Annotated in this window: 11 protein-coding genes and 2 tRNA genes; 7 read left to right on the top strand and 6 right to left on the bottom strand. The window is 44.6% G+C overall.

The annotated features are described in order from the left end of the window. Positions 1-57: 57 nt before the first annotated feature. Complete coding sequence (locus RH96_RS09505) at positions 58-303, top strand: transposase (protein WP_141629734.1); 246 nt, start codon at positions 58-60, stop codon at positions 301-303. A gap of 47 nt (positions 304-350) precedes the next feature. Here the strand turns inward: RH96_RS09505 and RH96_RS09500 are convergent, their stop codons facing one another. After that, positions 351-1,094 carry a siderophore-interacting protein gene (locus RH96_RS09500; RefSeq protein WP_010200331.1) on the bottom strand — a complete coding sequence of 248 codons (744 nt, stop codon included), beginning with the start codon at positions 1,092-1,094 and terminating at the stop codon, positions 351-353. Between the two features lie 110 nt (positions 1,095-1,204). Next, a complete protein-coding gene (locus tag RH96_RS09495) occupies positions 1,205-3,406 on the bottom strand; it encodes a TonB-dependent siderophore receptor (RefSeq protein ID WP_010200329.1) in 2,202 nt (733 codons plus the stop codon). Between the two features lie 357 nt (positions 3,407-3,763). Between RH96_RS09495 and RH96_RS09490 the strand changes: the two genes are divergently transcribed. Further along, positions 3,764-5,266, top strand: coding sequence for a PepSY-associated TM helix domain-containing protein (locus RH96_RS09490; RefSeq protein ID WP_010200326.1), 1,503 nt, complete (start codon positions 3,764-3,766; stop codon positions 5,264-5,266). Between the two features lie 411 nt (positions 5,267-5,677). On the opposite strand, the gene RH96_RS09485 is transcribed toward RH96_RS09490, so the two are convergent. Both RH96_RS09485 and RH96_RS09480 read right to left on the bottom strand, forming a co-directional pair. Continuing rightward, complete coding sequence (locus RH96_RS09485; protein ID WP_010200324.1) at positions 5,678-7,390, bottom strand: multidrug ABC transporter permease/ATP-binding protein; 1,713 nt, start codon at positions 7,388-7,390, stop codon at positions 5,678-5,680. 136 nt (positions 7,391-7,526) lie between these two features. Next, positions 7,527-9,818, bottom strand: coding sequence for a TonB-dependent receptor (locus RH96_RS09480; RefSeq protein WP_141629733.1), 2,292 nt, complete (start codon positions 9,816-9,818; stop codon positions 7,527-7,529). A gap of 374 nt (positions 9,819-10,192) precedes the next feature. Between RH96_RS09480 and RH96_RS09475 the strand changes: the two genes are divergently transcribed. Further along, positions 10,193-10,618: a PaaI family thioesterase gene (locus RH96_RS09475; protein WP_010200318.1), complete on the top strand. Its 426-nt coding sequence runs from the start codon at positions 10,193-10,195 to the stop codon at positions 10,616-10,618. Positions 10,619-10,721: 103 nt separating this feature from the next. Here RH96_RS09475 and RH96_RS09470 read toward each other — a convergent pair. Continuing rightward, positions 10,722-10,798, bottom strand: a tRNA-Asp gene (locus RH96_RS09470). 55 nt (positions 10,799-10,853) lie between these two features. After that, positions 10,854-10,929: transfer RNA gene (locus RH96_RS09465), tRNA-Val, on the bottom strand. A 446-nt stretch (positions 10,930-11,375) separates the two neighbouring features. Here RH96_RS09465 and RH96_RS09460 point away from each other — a divergent pair. The 4 genes from RH96_RS09460 to RH96_RS09445 all read left to right on the top strand — a co-directional run bounded on the left by RH96_RS09460 (position 11,376) and on the right by RH96_RS09445 (position 17,283). Beyond that, a complete protein-coding gene (locus RH96_RS09460) occupies positions 11,376-13,013 on the top strand; it encodes a phospholipase D-like domain-containing protein (protein ID WP_010200315.1) in 1,638 nt (545 codons plus the stop codon). Between the two features lie 125 nt (positions 13,014-13,138). After that, positions 13,139-14,713 carry a tetratricopeptide repeat protein gene (locus RH96_RS09455; RefSeq protein ID WP_010200312.1) on the top strand — a complete coding sequence of 525 codons (1,575 nt, stop codon included), beginning with the start codon at positions 13,139-13,141 and terminating at the stop codon, positions 14,711-14,713. Positions 14,714-14,845: 132 nt separating this feature from the next. Continuing rightward, complete coding sequence (locus RH96_RS09450) at positions 14,846-16,510, top strand: 3-deoxy-D-manno-octulosonic acid transferase (RefSeq protein ID WP_010200311.1); 1,665 nt, start codon at positions 14,846-14,848, stop codon at positions 16,508-16,510. Beyond that, positions 16,507-17,283, top strand: coding sequence for a 16S rRNA (uracil(1498)-N(3))-methyltransferase (locus tag RH96_RS09445; protein WP_010200310.1), 777 nt, complete (start codon positions 16,507-16,509; stop codon positions 17,281-17,283). The genes RH96_RS09450 and RH96_RS09445 overlap by 4 nt, the downstream gene beginning before the upstream one ends. The last annotated feature ends 29 nt before the right edge of the window (positions 17,284-17,312 follow it).

Raw genomic sequence — 17,312 nt, 5'->3', positions numbered from 1 at the left:
CCCCTGTGTGCCTTGGCAGTCTCAGCTTTCACAGTTGGGTGACACAACTGTTAGTACCTGGATACCCAGAATAGTGTTATTGTCATGGACAATGCCACCTTCCACAAACGGCTTGATACCAAAGTACTTCTTGAAGAGGCAGGACATACTATTTTATGGCTGCCTCCATATAGTCCAGACCTAAATCCTATCGAGCAGATGTGGGCTTGGGTGAAAAGAAAACGTAAGGATTGGCAAATAGATTGTATAGATACGCTGTTCTTTTATTTTCTTTGGATCTGTGATTGCTTTACTTTGCCTTGACTATAGTTTCGATGTCAGTTTCGTTTATACGTGCTGGCACACCGAAATTATAATACGCTCTCTGCATCCTTTTGCTTTACAACTTTATGCTGATCTTCTGTGCTATCGACTTTCCAATAACTGGATATGTATAAATGCGTTTTTGGTATTGGGCAATCTACCTTAAAATAATGGCGTAGGGCACGCATACTATGGAATTCACATGCCGCCCACACTGCAGGTTGTCCTGCTAGCCACGTAAGCGTTTTAACGCGATCAAGTAATGGGCTGCTTTGTTCATTTGGATGTGCATTTATCACCCAATGAATGTCAACGTTGTCTGGCTTCTTGAGTAGTTGCTTATCTGCTTCGGTGGTAACCTCAAGGACTGCATAGCCGTGTGCGTCAGCAGGTAGCTGGGCAAGATTGACGGTAATCGCCGGCAGCGCTGTCATATCACCGATCAATAAAAACCAATCAGCCTCATTATTGATAAGCTTCTTTGGTCCGGGGCCGCCTACTAATATTTGCTCACCCACTTGGGCGTTACGCGCCCATGTTGAAGCAGGGCCTTCTGTCTCATGTAACGCAAAATCGACATCGATTTCGTCATTTCGTTGAACGCTGACGGTATAGGTGCGCATCAATGGTCGAGCCTCATCGCCTTGAGGGAATATCAGCTTAATGTACGCGCTTTCTTGATCTGCCGGAAAATCAGTCAGTCCAGCACCGCCAAGCGTGACACGGCACATATGTGGCGTGAGGTATTTACTGCCAATTACATCTAGCATTCTTGGGGTGGGTTTTGCCATTTTAATACCTTCCTCCATTTAATTGTTTCATGTTTGAAGTCATTTTTGATCCATTTGGTCAAGTTCGTTCAGATTGAGGACACGTCTAGTAAGCGTAAGTTCTACATTGCCTAAAAACTGGCCTTTAGGCTGACGGACATTTGGCGCTCCGGTCCCATCCAGCAATTATTAATATCATAACAAGCGCCGACGTAGGTCTTATCAAAGAGATTGTTGATACTCGCGCCGACAGTGAGCATCGGATTGATTTGATAATTGCCGCCAATGTCTACCAAAGTCACGCTTGGCAGCTCATCTGAATTTTGTTTATCAAGTTGCATACCGCCTTCATAGCGCATGCCAGCATTGAGACTGAGCTTGTCAGTAGCATAATAATCTGCCCACAATGTTGCCTTGTGTTTAGCCGTTTGCGCAGGGGTATTGCCGACCACCTCAGGGTTGAATTCATCTTCTGTAATTTCAGCATCGGTATAGCTGTAACTGGCAGCAATATCTACCCAGTCGTTAAGCATGTGGCTGCCTGAAACTTCAAAGCCTTTAGAGGTAATTTCACCCGTTTGCGTTTGACTTCTATAATTGATTTCATCAGCCACCACGACGTTTTTTTGGGTGATATCAAATACTGCTAATGTTCCTTGTGTGGCGCGATTGGCAGAGAGATATTTGACACCAGCCTCTAGCTGATCGGCGGTGGTGGGTTTGAAGGCTTCATTGGTAATAAAATTGCTGCCAACGACTGGCTGAAAGGACTGAGAATAGCTGGCATAAGGCGATAATCCATTATCGAAGTCATAGATAGTTGCGAGACGACCACTGGTTTCTGACGCATCGTTATCAATGGTTCTATCACTATAAATGGTACCTTTAGAAGCCTTGGTTTGCTTAGTGATACTATCAAAATTATCGTGACGTAAGCCTGCTACTACTATCAAATCTTGCCATTTCATCTCGTCTTGCACATAAAAACCAAGCTGGCTTTGTTTAATATCCTCTTCTTGACGATAAGCCTCTAAAGGCAACGTATTGGCATTGATTTGCGAAAAATCTGGGTTGGATAAGTCAAGATTTGGCGTGCCATCTGCACCAGCATCATAATAAGTGGCGGTACTGTCTGTCTCTTGATACTCAATACCAAATAATAAATTGTGCGAGGTATGGGTAGTATCTAACTGATAAGCAAGCTGGTTGTCCGTGGTCCAGTTGCTCATGCTCTCATCGGTGGTGTAGGCCACGCGATTTAGTATCTTATCACTACCGCTTACAAACCCGCTGTTGTACATATTACGCTGCTGCGCGTCGGCATCGGTATAGCGCAGAATGTGTTTAAAGGTGAGCGTATCATTGATGTCCCAGTTCACCGTGACACTCGGCATGAGTACTTCTTTGCTGAAGTGATTCCACTCATCACCGGCATAGGCATCACTGCCCAATTTGCCATAGCTGGCATGGTAGACAGTGCCAACGGCAGGCAGTGGGGTGGAAGGCACCATTTCTGGATCATCCTGATAAAACAGATTGGCAAGAACGGACACATCTTCTGTCGGTTGCCATTCCAGTGACGGATTGATCAGGGTGCGTTCTTCTTCTGTGGTTTGCATCTGCCCATTTTTTTTGCGTGTTAATGCCACCAAACGATAATTGAGCGTGTCTGAGATAGGTCCTGTCGTATCGACCGCTACTTCTTTTAGGTTTTGACTGCCCACTCGCAACTGTACCTCAGATGCTTGAGTGCTTTTTGGGGTTTTGGCGACTTGATTGACCATGCCACCTGGAGATGCATAGCCATAGAGTGAGGATGCTGGCCCTTTGACCACTTCGACAGCTTCTGTTGCGTAGATATCGACTTGCGGCATCAGATTCCAAGCCCCATCGTAGGGCAGTCTTAATCCATCGTAAAAATTGGAGTACGTTTTAAAACCGCGAATATTGTATTCATCAAAGATGGACACCGTACCGCGACTCTCAGTGCTCACCCCTGGCTCATAACGTAACGCTGCATTGACACTGTCTGCTTGACGTTTTTGCAATAGCGCTTGATCGATTCTCGTATAGCTCATGGGCGCGTCATTGGGATCTAACGCTGTTTTGGTGCCCGTGCTACGGTAGTTGTCGGCATAGACAGTAATGGTATCCAAGGTGGTCGATGGTGTCACGGTCTCATCATTATTAACGTCGTTCTCAACACTGTTTTCGATATTATTCGGCATTGTCTCAGCATAAGCTGCGTGGCTCAAACCCATTGCCAATCCCAATTGCACCGCGAGAGTTAAACGTTTTTGACGAATGGATGTAGACGTTGAGATAAAACGCATCATTATTTCCTTGTAAGTTATCAAATGCCGAAAGCGAAAGAAAAGGAATAATAACATTAATGATTATCATTATCATTAAAAATTTACAAACAAAGCGTTGTTAGTGAGGTGTCGAGTGAAGTAGCCCCATTTTTAGCCCATCAAGATGACTATGATGCAAACATGAAAATTGAAGAAACGCCCTAATATGACGATAATTTTTGGCTATAAGCAATGGTGTTTATAAGGCTTTTCTCGTATGATGCAGCCGTCTATTTGGAATCAACTTTTAGATCAACAGGCAGACAGGATTTATTACTACTATTAATAGGTCTAGATCGTTCATTGAGCAACCAAAGATTGTTAAAGGTCATATTTATGAACAGACATACAAGTCAATCAACCAATACTCAACGCTATTTTACGGTATGGCGTTGGCATTTTTATGCGGGAATGTTTATAGCACCTTTTTTAATTATGCTAGCTTGCAGCGCACTTGGCATGCTGTTGATGTCTAACCTTGCAGGTCGTGATGACGATCGCCTCACCATTACCACCCCAGAGTCGGCGATGACCGCACCTATTTCTACGCAAGCTAAAAATGCGCTGAACACTTTACCTAACAGCACGCTGGTGAAATATATCGCGCCTCGTGATACGGACACCGTTGCCTTGTTTCAAGTTAAGTCAGCCAGTCATGAGAATATGGTGGCGGTGAATCCTTATACGGCTGATATCGTTAAAAGCACACCGACTAATAGTGGTTTGTACTATACCTTTAATGATATTCATGCTGATTTACTATTGGGCAAAGTCGGTGACTATATCCAAGAAACCACTGCGTCATTAACCATCTTAATGATTCTAACGGGTTGGTATCTATGGTGGCAAAAACGCAAATCGCTCAAAGCCATGCTTATCCCCAGTGATGCTGTAAATAATAAGAAAAAACGCTCATTCATACGTACCATTCATGCGACATTGGGCAGTTGGATATCTGTGTTGCTACTGTTTTTCTGTATTTCAGGAATGGCATGGGCAGGCATCTGGGGCGAGCGTATGGTACAGGCATGGAGTCAGTTTCCTGCCGGCAAATGGGGCGTTGCGCCAATGCCGCTTTCTATTGATCACAGTCAACATCATGCTGGTATGGATATTAATAACGCTGAAGCCACGCCGCACGTTCATGGAGCAACACCAGTCACAGCACCCACGCATGGTGATGCACTAAATACGGGTAGTACCAAAGATGTGCCTTGGGTGCTTGAATTGACACCAATGCCAGCATCTGGCACTGTCGCTGGCAAGGATGGTATCGAGTCCAATATACCGATTATGATCGATACCGTAGATCGATTTGCCCGTGAGATTGGTATTGTCGGACGTTACCAATTAAATCTGCCACAGGGTAGTACGGGCGTCTGGACGATTAGCCAAGACTCAATGAGCTATGATATGAAAAATCCAATGGCTGATCGTACGGTACATATCGATCATTATTCGGGCAATATTTTGGCAGATATCCGCTTTGATGATTACAATGCTTCTGGTAAATTTATGGCGGCAGGCATTGCGATTCATATGGGGACACTTGGATGGTGGAGCGTACTGGTCAATGTCCTATTTTGCTTATCGGTTATTGCTATTTGTGTGAGCGGTTACATCATGTGGTGGCAACGCCGTCCACGTCATGCCAGTGAAAAGGTTGGACTGAATCCACCAGCGCGTGGTCTCAGTTTTTCTATATGGTGGCCGTTTGCCATTCCTTTGTTAGTAGTGGCAATCATATTCCCAACCGCCATCATCGCGATTGTCGCTATCGGATTACTAGATTTCTTAGTCATTTCACGGGTTGGGTTTTTACAGAAGTTATTATTTTAAAATTAGGGTCTGTTGAACATTCAAATGTGGCACTGGCAGTGGCTATTTTTTAGACAATACGCAGTGAAATTTTTGACGCCTAGTCGTTCTAGGGTAGACAATTTCGCCATGTATTGGCAAAAAATAGCCCTGCCCCTGCTTGTATACCTGGGGCTGATGCTAAAATCACCCCAAACGTTGTTGTAAATCTAACTAAGGTCTCGACATTATCGTCGGTTTACGCCTGATTTGATAAAAGGTTTGATGCGATTTTAGCGATCAGCAGTCTTAATATTTGAATGTTCAACAGACCCTAAATAAAATAAGAGAGCCATTCAAAAAGTCATTCTTATTTACACAAAAGCGGGGCAACTTTCTAAAAGATGCCCCGCTTTTTTATTATTCGTCATTAACTTTTTACTAAGCCAGTATTTACGCCAACATAGTAATGGCATCGGCACTGGCGCGTTGCCGTTCTTCAGCATTTAGCTCAATCAATCGGCCTTCTTTCATCAGTAATAATCGATCGGCATGTTCAAAGTAACCATCATCATGACTGATGATAAACAGCGTTTTACCCAAGGATTTGAGTTCAGGTATCAGTGTTTGATAAAACACGCGGCGAAAGGCAGGATCTTGGTCAGCCGCCCATTCATCGAGTAGCAGTATGTCTTTTTGTTCAGCCACGGCAATGAGCATGGCCAAGCGCTTACGTTGTCCTTGTGATAGCTTGTCTGTCGATAATTGATTGTCAGTCACGCTGACTTTATCTTGCAAATTGAGCTTGTGTAGCCATGTATTTACGAGCGCTTCATCGGGCTGCTGTCCCTCTCTACCAATCAGTTGTTTAAAAAGATGCTGATCGCTAAAAATGGCAGAAAAAAGCTGTCGATAATCGGCGTTGTTTTCTGAGTCAACGAGCTGGCTGTCTATTTTTACAGCACCTATGCTAGGGGTGAAAATGCCTGTAATAATCTTTGCAAGCGTAGACTTGCCGCTACCATTTGCCCCGATTAAAAACACCACATCGCCACGTTTTAAAGTCAGATTAACCGATTTTAGGATATCGCTAGCATGCTCGTTTTCTTTAACTGCCAGCTCGTTTGCATCGGTATCAATACTTGCATAACGATAGCCAATATCATTGAATGATATGGACTGCCAGTTGTTCACCACAATATCCGGCGTAAAGGTTGGTTGGTACTCCGCCAATTCCAAGGATTGTATTTTATCCAGCGCCACTTGTGCCGTTTGTAAGGTCGGGTACGCGCCGACGGCATGGAGGATGGGTGATTGCATGAATAGAATGGTTAAAGAGAAAGTGGTGGCAATACTCATCGGAATAGCAAGATAATTTGACACGGCAAACACCACACCAATGGCTGCGAACATCATAATATTCGACCAATTCACGGCGGATAAATGATACGTATCCGCTTTAATCACTCGATGTTGATAAGACTTGGCATGATTTAAGAAATCATTTTTATAGAGTTTTTCAGCTCGGTGTTGATTAAGCGCCAGCTCTTTGCGACCATCTATAATGGATTGATAGTCCTCATATAAAAGATCATTAATCTCTCTGAGCTCTCTTAAATGAGTATAGACATGCTTCACTAAAATGGTGCTTATCCAAATTGTCATCGCAATCCAAAACATGACAATCAATAATAATGGCAGCGACAACCAGCCTAAATAAAGGGCGACACCAACCGATAAAATAACGCCTTGCACCAGCTCTGGCATACGCACAAAGGCGACGGTAATCGATTGAATATCTGAGGATAAGCTGGCGAGTAACCGTGCGCTACCCAAATGGTCTATTTGCGGAACTTTGGTGTCGATGATTTGTTTGACCAGCTTGGTTCTAAGCTCGTAGACGAACTGATGCCCTAAACGAGTCAGTGCATATTGTGATACGAAGGTCGTGACTAACAGCAGCACCACCAAAGCTGAAAATTGACCCAAGCTCGCCCACGATAAGGTATTAAAAACAGGCTGACTGATAAAGGTGTGATTGATATAGGCAATGATGCCCACACTGACCGCCGCATTCACCAAATTAAGGAAAATAACTTTAAGAAAGGGCAGGCGATAGTGTGCCCAAATCATCTGATATAAAGAAGCGGTGGCGTGAGAGGGCATAATGGCTCAATAATAAAATGGTTTTTTGCGTATTTTTGATAACATAAAAGGGAGTAGGTTGTGCCTAATCCCTTCTGCTAAATCTTATAACCGTTTTTATAACTACAGTTTAATCGGCGTGGCTTAGCGTTCAAATTTAAAAGTCGAAAGTCGCTGATACTTTTAGGGCAGTAGGCTCACCAGCATTTAAATAGCCATAGCCTGGTAGTCCGCCCACTGACTGCCAATAGTTTTTACCGGTGACATTGGTGATGACCCCTTTTAACGTCACATCTTGTCCTGCTAATACAGTGCGATAGCGAGCACCCAAATCTAACGTCGTATAGTCGTCAACTTTTAAGGTATTGGCAGCATCGGCATAACGCGTGCCTGTGTGAATGATATCGCCCGTCAAGGTTAATCCTTCAACTGCTGCTAAATCATATTCTAGGTTAACATTGCTTTGTAAAGTGGGCAGTCCGATGACTCTATTGCCATCTAGTGTGACATCGCCAGTGTCTTTTTGTTTAGCACTCAAGTAGCTGACGCCCGCATTAAGGCGCATGTTTTCGCTCGGGCTACCAAATACAGTCAATTCTGCCCCTTGGTGACGGTTTTCACCTGCAGCCACAAAGGTATTGGTGTCATTGATATAAGCGCGCGGCGCATCAGTATGGAATATCGCCAAACTACTGCCAATGCTGCCATTGTCATATTTAACGCCAACCTCAGTTTGTTTGCTCACGTAAGGGTCTAAGTTTTGACCAGCGTTGGTTAAGGTGTTGCCGGCATTATCAATCAATGGGGCTGTGGCACCTTTGGCTAGGCTCTCAATATAATTGCCATAAACAGACCAGTCCATATTTGGCTGATATACGAGCGCAACGCTTGGCGTCCATTCGCTTTTATCATAGTCAGCAGTTTTCGCCTGCGTATTATAATCATAGCTGGTGGTTTTTATATTTTGATGGCGCACGCCTAAGGTGGTTTTTAACTTGTCATCGAATAAGGATATGGTATCAGCGAGTGCAAAGCTCTGTAATTGGGTTTCAGCAGATAATTTAGGATCATCTAAATCACCACCGAAGATTGCTGTGCTTGTAAAAGGGGCCTCAGCATAGTCGGTAGGGCGGTATAAATTAGTCGCAGGTTGATTGCCAAAATCATACGCAAACGCCCCTTTTTCTTCTTGGTCATAGCGATCCGCTGCTAGTACCCAATCATGAGCCACGTCACCCGTTTGCCATTGACCACGTAGACCAAGCTCAGCACTTTGTACTTTGTCCTCTCTCGTATTATCAAATCGATAGGTAGAGCCAGTGCCATCGGTATCCGTTACCGTCAGGTTCGCTAAAGAGTTCGCTTCGTCGCCACTTCGCACACCGTAAGCACCGTAAGCTGTGACGTTATCATTAAAGTCGTACTCGCCTCTAATCGTACCGAATACATCTTCTTCGTTTGAATAGGTCCAAGGCTGCGCCCAGTTCTTTGAGCCGTCTGGTGCTTTTGGGACACCCGAGACACTGTCAAGAGTGACGTTGGTGCGAGTCTCTTTAAGTTTGTTGTCTTGCCAGCCTAAGTCTGCTGATAATCGGTATTGATCACCCTTATAATCTAGCCCAAGCGCTGCTAAGCCTAATGTTGAAGACTCATCATCGATTGCACTATCGCCATCTTGATAAGCGGCGTTAAAGCGAACGCCAAACGCATCATCAGTACCGAAGCGATCACTAACATCTACGGCAACTTTGCCTTGGTTACCTTGGCCATAACCAAGCGTTAGTTGACGTAGTGGGTCATTACTGGCGCGCTTAGGTAATAGGTTAATCGTGCCGCCTGAATTACCACCACTGGGCGCAGCACCATTTAGCATGGCAGATGCCCCGCGCTGAACCTCGACACGCTCGAACAACTCCGTTGCGATATACTGCCTTGGCAAGATGCCGTATAGACCATTGAACATGGTGTCATCGGAGGTTGTGACAAAGCCGCGCATAAAGTAGGCTTCTTGAAAGTTGCCAAAACCTCTAGCGACACGGACGGTCGGGTCTTTTTTGAGCAGGTCGCCCACACTTTGTGCTTGTTGGTTGGCAATATATTCGTTGGTATATGAGGTGGTGGAGAACGGCGTATCCATGATGTCTTGATTGCCCAAAATACCCACGCGGCTTCCTGTCGCGACTTGACCGCCTGCATAGGCATCTGGCAACCCATCGGCTGATGCATCAGCACTACTGGTCACGACAATCGCATCGAGTACCACGCTTGGGGTATCGGATTGAGCGTGGGCACTTAACTCTGTTTGTGCCCATGCAGCTTGGCTCGCACCCAGTATTATTACTGATGTGGACAGACAAGAGGAGCAGAGTGATTTTAATGACAAGGGATGGCGAGACATATTCAAGAGATTAGGGCGAAATAAAGCAGAGTATAACCGAGACAGTTGCATGAATATTTCCAGCATGTATATTAAACGCTTATTATAATGATAATCATTTCTATTAACAATATATTACCGAGTTAAATCTAAAGTTATTTCTATCGTGTTGATTGTAAGTCTTTGATAGTAAGTATAGCGAGTCGTCTGAATAAATTTGATCAGTTACGCCCTAATAAATAGGTCGCTAAATGCTTTCTATTTATGACATGTCTTCTGTTCATAGAAAACGTTTTTTATAAGAAGCTAATGATTTTAGCTATCAGTACTCCTAATATTTGGATGTTCAATAGACCCAAGTTATGCTATTACTATGTGTGCAAGTGCTTATGTAACAAGAAAGGCTAAACGTTGGCAGTAAGCACAATTAAAATCAAGGGGTAGGTATGTCTGCAAGCAAAGAAGAAATCGTCGCTTTTATAGAGGCAGAGTTTCCGCAAACCAAATGTAGGGTCGAGTCAGTAGATGAGAAGGGTTCAACCTTATCGCACGAGATAGGTATCAATGAGCTGCGACCTGGGGGCACGGTCTCTGGGCCGGTATTGATGAGTGTCGCTGATGTGGCCATCTATGTGGCAATATTGGGGAAAATCGGTATTGTACCGTTGACTGTGACAACGAGCTTGACCATCAATTTTTTGCGTAAACCTTCAGCAGATGCCCGCATCATCGCCGAATGCACGTTAATGAAAGTAGGGCGCACATTAATCGTGGGCGAGGTTTCTCTTTACTCAGAAGGCTCTAATGACTTGGTCGCCCATGTGGTTGGCACTTATTCTGTACCACCACAACCGAGACAGACGACTTTATAGCAATCTATATTTAGATAAATTAACAGACACAAAAAAACCTCAAGTAAACTAATACTTGAGGCGAAACTTGCTTAAACTCGAAAGTTTAAATTCGTTTTAAATATGGCGCAGCGGACGGGACTCGAACCCGCGACCTCCGGCGTGACAGGCCGGCATTCTAACCAACTGAACTACCGCTGCTTAGGTCGTTTTTAGCATCTTACTCGTATAAATAGAGCCCACTTCGCTAAAAGAGTGGTGGGTGATGACGGATTCGAACCGCCGACATTCTGCGTGTAAGGCAGACGCTCTACCAACTGAGCTAATCACCCTGAGAACCGTCAAAAAATTGCATTGCAATTTTAGGTTCGCAAGAGAATTTTCCTTAAAGGGAAAAATCTAATAACTTTGCAAGAAGATAACTAATTAATCTTAGTACAAGTTAAAATTCCTTAAAAGGAATCTTATAGAAGTCTTAACATTTAAAGTTGTCACACTCTAAATTAATAAAAATTCTAACAACATAGAACTTAATTAAGTCCCCTTGCTGTGGGTGTGTATTATATAGATTTACATATGCCTGTCAAACGTTATTTCATATATTTTATAAATTAATGATTATCTTTCTTTTACATCAGCGACATTAAGACTGGTTCAGCCCATATGGTGGGTACATAGTTACCTATTGTGTGCGCGCCAAAAGCTACTATACTGATAATGCTTTGTGGCACGTGCAGGTATTGAATAATTTGATTTGTATTAATTGACTGATTGGTTGATGGAGGCAGGCATAGACACTTTTGCTATTGAAAAGTACTTTACGACATGGTCATTGGGTGACTTTGCAGAATTGGGGCTGATATTACATGTCGTGCTCATGATACTCATGACATTACGAATTGTATCGGTACAGCGCAATATTGGCGTATCGATCGCTTGGGTTGCTGTGCTCTATACCTTGCCTGTCGTAGGATTAATTGCCTACATACTGCTTGGTGAGCCAATGATCGGACGTCGCTATCGTGAACGCATGGATCAAGCCAGCCTGCTAATGAATGAGATGGCAAGGCGGGAGCATTTGGTCTTTGATAAAGGGCAAGATTTGTTGCCTGATAACTATCGCGGTGTCAGCCAAATAGGGACACGCTGGACAGGGTTCGGGGTGTTTCCCGATCACCAGATGCAGCTATTAACCGCGCCCAGTGCTATTTTTAAGCGTTTGATTGATGATATTGAGTCAGCAAAGAGTATCATCCTGATGGAGTTTTATATTATCTATCCGAAGGGGCAGGTAGTAGAGGTGATAGAGGCGTTGGTCGCTGCCGTACAGCGCGGGGTTGAGTGTCATATATTGGCTGATAGTGTTGGTAGTTTTAGGTTTTTTAATAGCAACGAGCACCGAATATTAGAGCAAGCAGGTGCCTTTGTTCATCAGTCGTTACCGGTAGGCTTGTTCAAGACCTTATTTAAACGTTCAGATCTGCGTAATCACCGAAAAATGGTGGTCATTGATGAATACATTGGTTATATCGGCAGCTTTAACTTGGTCGATCCTAAGTTTTTTAAACAAAATAAAAATGTCGGACAATGGATCGATGTGGCGATACGTAGTGTGAGCCACCGTACCATCAGTATAGCGACAGCGATGGCAAAAGTTGTGGTCACCGATATTGGCGCTGAAAACAACAATAATCTAGACGAGCTCAACCAGCGAATCAATAACTATACTCGCAAGCTATATGTGATGGATCCGACTATCAATGACATCAACAGTCGGGTAAAGTTTTTGGGTGATAGTATCGATGCTGATGAGCCGCTACATACTGGCTCAATGTCGATAGTCATACCACAGATGCCCGTAATAGAAGGCGTGATCGCGCAGTTGATACCTTCGGCACCGCAGGTAACAGCGCATGTTATTTATAATACCTTGGTGACGGTTATTCATCGCGCCAATAAACGCATTTGTATTACCACGCCATACTTCGTACCTGATGAGGCGCTATCAAGTGCGCTGACGATCGCGGCTAAGCGCGGGGTAGAGGTGACGATTATCGTTCCCGAAAAGGTCGATTCGTTTTTAGTGCAGCATGCGTCACAAGCGTATTATGAAGAGTTATTGCAGGCGGGCGTCACCATTGCCTTATTCAAAGGCGGGCTGCTACATGCTAAAACTGTGGTAATCGATGATGATTATTGTCTGTTTGGTACGGTAAATATTGATATGCGCAGTTTTTATCTCAATATGGAAGTCAGCTTGGCGATTTATACCCCTGAAATGGTCGCTCAAATTGCTAACTGCCAAGAGACTTATCTACAAAGCTGTCATTTTTTAACGTTAGCAGAATGGCAGCAGCGCGCAGGCTATGAGCGATTGTTTGACAATGTGGTACGCTTGTTTAGTCCTTTATTGTAGCGGTTTATTGTAGCTATTTGAATTTTAGGCTAAGGTAAACTATCTACACATTGCATTACTGTCGCCATCATAACGATGTCATCCTATTCACTACCTATTAAACTGTAAAAGGACACGCTGGTCTTATGTCTGCATCGCCTCTAACACCACTGGATTATATCGCCGCAGGCTATTGGCAAGATTTCTTAGCGGGACGCCCTATCGCAGGTGGCATTGCCTACGAAACTGAGCTACGTGATTGCACTTTGGATGAGTCGCTGGCAAGCTTACAGCGGGTAGATACTTTGCTATCGCAGATACGCCGTGATCTGATTAAAACGGGTAACTGGGATGAAGCGGCACTGTTAACGGATGAACGCTATCGTAATCTTATGATGTTTTTGGCATTTTATGCCGGACAAGTATTGGCGCAGCAATGGCAAAATACGCCGCATTGGTATGGTCAATTCGAGCTGCGCAAACGTTATCCAATATGGTCACTGAGCACCGATGATTTTTATCAGCATATGGCAGTGTTATATAGTGAGAATAATAGTGCCAATATTAATGCCAATGCTAATATTAATGCTAATGCTAATGCCAATGCTAATATTAATGACAGTGCCAGCTTACCAATATTTTTTGCCCTAGAACCGATAGGCTTGCGCTTGTTTGGTCATGTCGATCGACCCTTTGTCGCGGTTCAAGGTGGTCAAGTTGCTAGTGGCTTGTATCAAGCGGTTAGTGCCAGACTGCCAGTCGCTAATAATTACGTGTCTACCATTATCACTCAAGACAATAAATCTAACGTGGCTGCTCGCATGGCTCCTCAAGTAGATTTAGACTCAAGTAGCATAGAATCTAATTCTCAAACAGTGGGCACTAGCGCAGCATTTTTAGTACAGCAGAATACAACCGTTACACCAGCAGATTATTTGAATAAAACTGATTTAAATGAAGAGGCTTCTACGTATATCGTATCAGACAGACTAACCAATGAAAGCTTATCGAATGAACAAGAGAACCAATTAAAGTCTGAACCATCTAAAGCGGAGCTGCCAATAGCACAGACCATTCCCTTGATAAAAACCAAGCCAGCAGCCGCTGTCAAAACCTCACCAACTCCAGAGATTTTTAGTCAATTACTCATAGAGTTAGATGAGATTGAACGGCCGCAAACTGCGGGCAATGCTGAGTATCAGCAAGCCCGCAAAGTCTTGGATCAGTTTGAACAGCATGTTACAAAGCAATCTAAACCGCGTGCGCAAATTAACTTTTCAGAGAATCATCTGGCGGCAAAAAAGCAAGCGTTGTTAAAACTACAAGAGGCCGCGCATGTCGGGCATACCGCTGCTATGCTGCGTTTGGCGATGTATGAGCTACTCGGTGAAGGCTTGGTGATTGATAAAAATGCTGGTATAGAGGCAGGTATTGAATGGGTTAAGCAAGCCGCTAGCAAAGACGATAGCCGAGCGCAGCGCTTGCTCAGTAAGATGTATTACCAAGGGGTTGGTGTCGTGCAAGATATTAATAACGGTAAATATTGGTTAGAGCAAGCTGCCCAAAACGGTCACGTGGAAGCAGCCAGCTTGGTCGCGCAGTGGCAGCAAGCGCAAGCGTTGATAACGACACAAAAGCAAGAGCAACACAGTATTAAGCGCTATCAGCTGTTACTGGCGGTAGTGCTAGTAGTGGCGGTGTTAATATTAATTATTGTCTAAACGATTTTTGTTAGCTCATACTGCGTAAAAGCTTATTATTAAGCAGCAAATTCAGGTAGAATTATCGCGTTTTTTACCATCAGTTTTTTTGAGAATGGTATTATCTGATCCATTACTAATCTGGGCTGTTCTATGCCATCTTCTCCTACGCCATCCAAACCTTCTACCACTGCGGTTCAATCTACCGCGTTGTCCAGTCGAGCGGTGTATCAGCCACCCTTTTATTATCAATGTATCATTGGCTTATTAAAGCCGCTATATCGCCTACAGGTTTGGCGACGCTCACACAAGCGCGATAACTATCAGCAAGAAGTGGCGCAGCGTTTTGGCAAGCACTATCCTGCAGCGCCAACAGCTGATATCAAAGCTGAAATAAACCATAAAGCTGAGATGAATAATAACGTTATCTGGTGCCACGCGGTGTCTCTAGGTGAGACCAATACAGTAGCGCCGTTGCTAGACATGCTATTGGCGCATGGTTATCAGATTTGGCTGACCAATACCACGCAGACAGGTTTCGCTCGCGGTGCCAGCCGTTTCGCTGCTGACATTGCTCAGGGTCGGCTTAGCCATAGCTATGTACCTGTCGATAGCCCTGCTGTTATCGAAACGTTTTTAGCGCACGTGCAGCCAGTTGCGGCCTTGTTTGTAGAGACCGAGCTGTGGGCAAATATTTTAGCCAAGCTGTCCGAACATCGTATTCCGAGCATCTTAGTCAATGGTCGTCTATCAGCCAGTTCATTTACAAGCTATCAAAAAATCGCTGCTGTCAGCGCCAGTATGATGAAAAACCTGACGTTAATTATTGCGCAAGACAACGAGTCTGCCAAACGCTTTCGTCAGCTGGGCGCTCATAGTGCGCAAATCCGGGTGGCGGGCTCACTCAAGTGGGTCATTAATAGCCCAATGCTTAATAATGAAACGATTGATAGCAAAACTGATGATGTACAAGCGACTGATGGCAGCGCTGCTAAGAAAGAACATGAGCGTGCCACTATACAAAAGCAAAAGAGCGGTATTGCCGTCGAGTTGGGAATAGCGGATCGTCCTATTTGGGTCGCGGCCAGCACCCATAGCGGTGAGGAAAGCATCGCTCTGTCATTACAAGAGCAGCTATTGTCCAACCCAGCGCTGGCGGATACGCTATTGATTATCGTGCCCAGACATCCTGAACGCTTTGATGAAGTGGCGACGCTTATCCAAAACAGCACGTTGATGATGGCACGGCGTAGTAACGAAGAAGTAATCAATACGGACACGCAAGTCTATTTAGCAGATAGTATGGGCGAGCTGATGACATGGTATGCATTAGCCGATGTGGCATTGGTGGGTGGCTCGCTGGTCGATGTGGGCGGACACAATCCAGTTGAGCCAGCGAGTGTGGCAACACCGGTGCTAATGGGACGCCAAACCCAATCGTGTCAAAGTGTGGTCGATAAGCTGGCGAGTGTGGGCGCGTTATATCAGCCAAATAATGCGTTTTACCGTCCAATTAATATAGAGGATGTTGCTACCAATAATGAAAATATCGCCAATTCAGCTATCAGTAGCTCAGATATCAGTAGTCTAGATATGAAGGGTAAGCAAAAATCCTCGCGCAAAAAATCCTCATTGGCTGCTAACGATACGGCGTTCATTTATGATCAGCTACAGTCTTGGCTTAGCCATCCGCTATTAGCCAAACAGGCAGGGCAAGCTGGCGAGCAGATGACCGTACAGCAGCAAGCAGTATTAACGCGTCAATTTGCCATGATCGAAAAGGTGATTGAGCAACACCCAAACCAAGAGACTCTATGAACTGTCTATTACTGCCTGCCGAAAACTTTTCGCAAAATTCTGCGACAATCAATAATCTATCGCAAATTAACCATATCAATGACGTGTTGACCGCAGCAGTGGGAGATACGCTTAAAATTGGGCAACTCGGTGGCAATCTTGGTACGGCGATGATTGAGGATATTGCTGCTCACCGTATTCAGCTAGGTGATGTCCAATTGTCAGTTGTGCCACCTGCTAAGTTAAATCTGACTGTTATCTTGGCATTACCACGTCCAAAAGTGCTGCGCCGCTTGATAATGGATATGACGGCGCTTGGTGTGCGCGATATCATCCTTATCAATAGCTATCGCACGCAAAAGAGCTATTGGCAAAGCCCGATGTTGGGTCGCCTCGATGAGTTCGTACTAGAAGGTTTACAACAAGGAGTGGATACTGTTGCCCCGCGCATCACTTTGCAAAAGCGCTTCAAACCCTTTGTCGAGGATGAGCTGGCAAGTCTAATCATCAACCGCGCTATTGTCGCGCACCCTTACAGCGATCTGTCATTTTCGCAATATGTGCAGCAGCAAGTGCTAACAAAGCAAGAGCAAACTGCGCCATCGCTCGTAGAAACCAACTCAGCTAATAGTACCTCCTTGCCCAGTCTCGTTTGTATCGGCGCAGAAGGGGGCTGGATCGACTATGAGATTGAGCTGCTTGCCAGTCAAGGCTGTCAGTCGGTACACATAGGTCCACGCATATTGCGTACTGAAGCGGCAGTCAATGTGATTTTGGGGCAATGGTTGTTATAAAAAAGTGTTGAGCGAACACTATTTGGCTA

It is taken from the genome of Psychrobacter sp. PAMC 21119, from assembly GCF_000247495.1.
Classification (GTDB): domain Bacteria; phylum Pseudomonadota; class Gammaproteobacteria; order Pseudomonadales; family Moraxellaceae; genus Psychrobacter; species Psychrobacter glaciei.
This window is presented reverse-complemented; position numbering and strand designations above follow the sequence as displayed.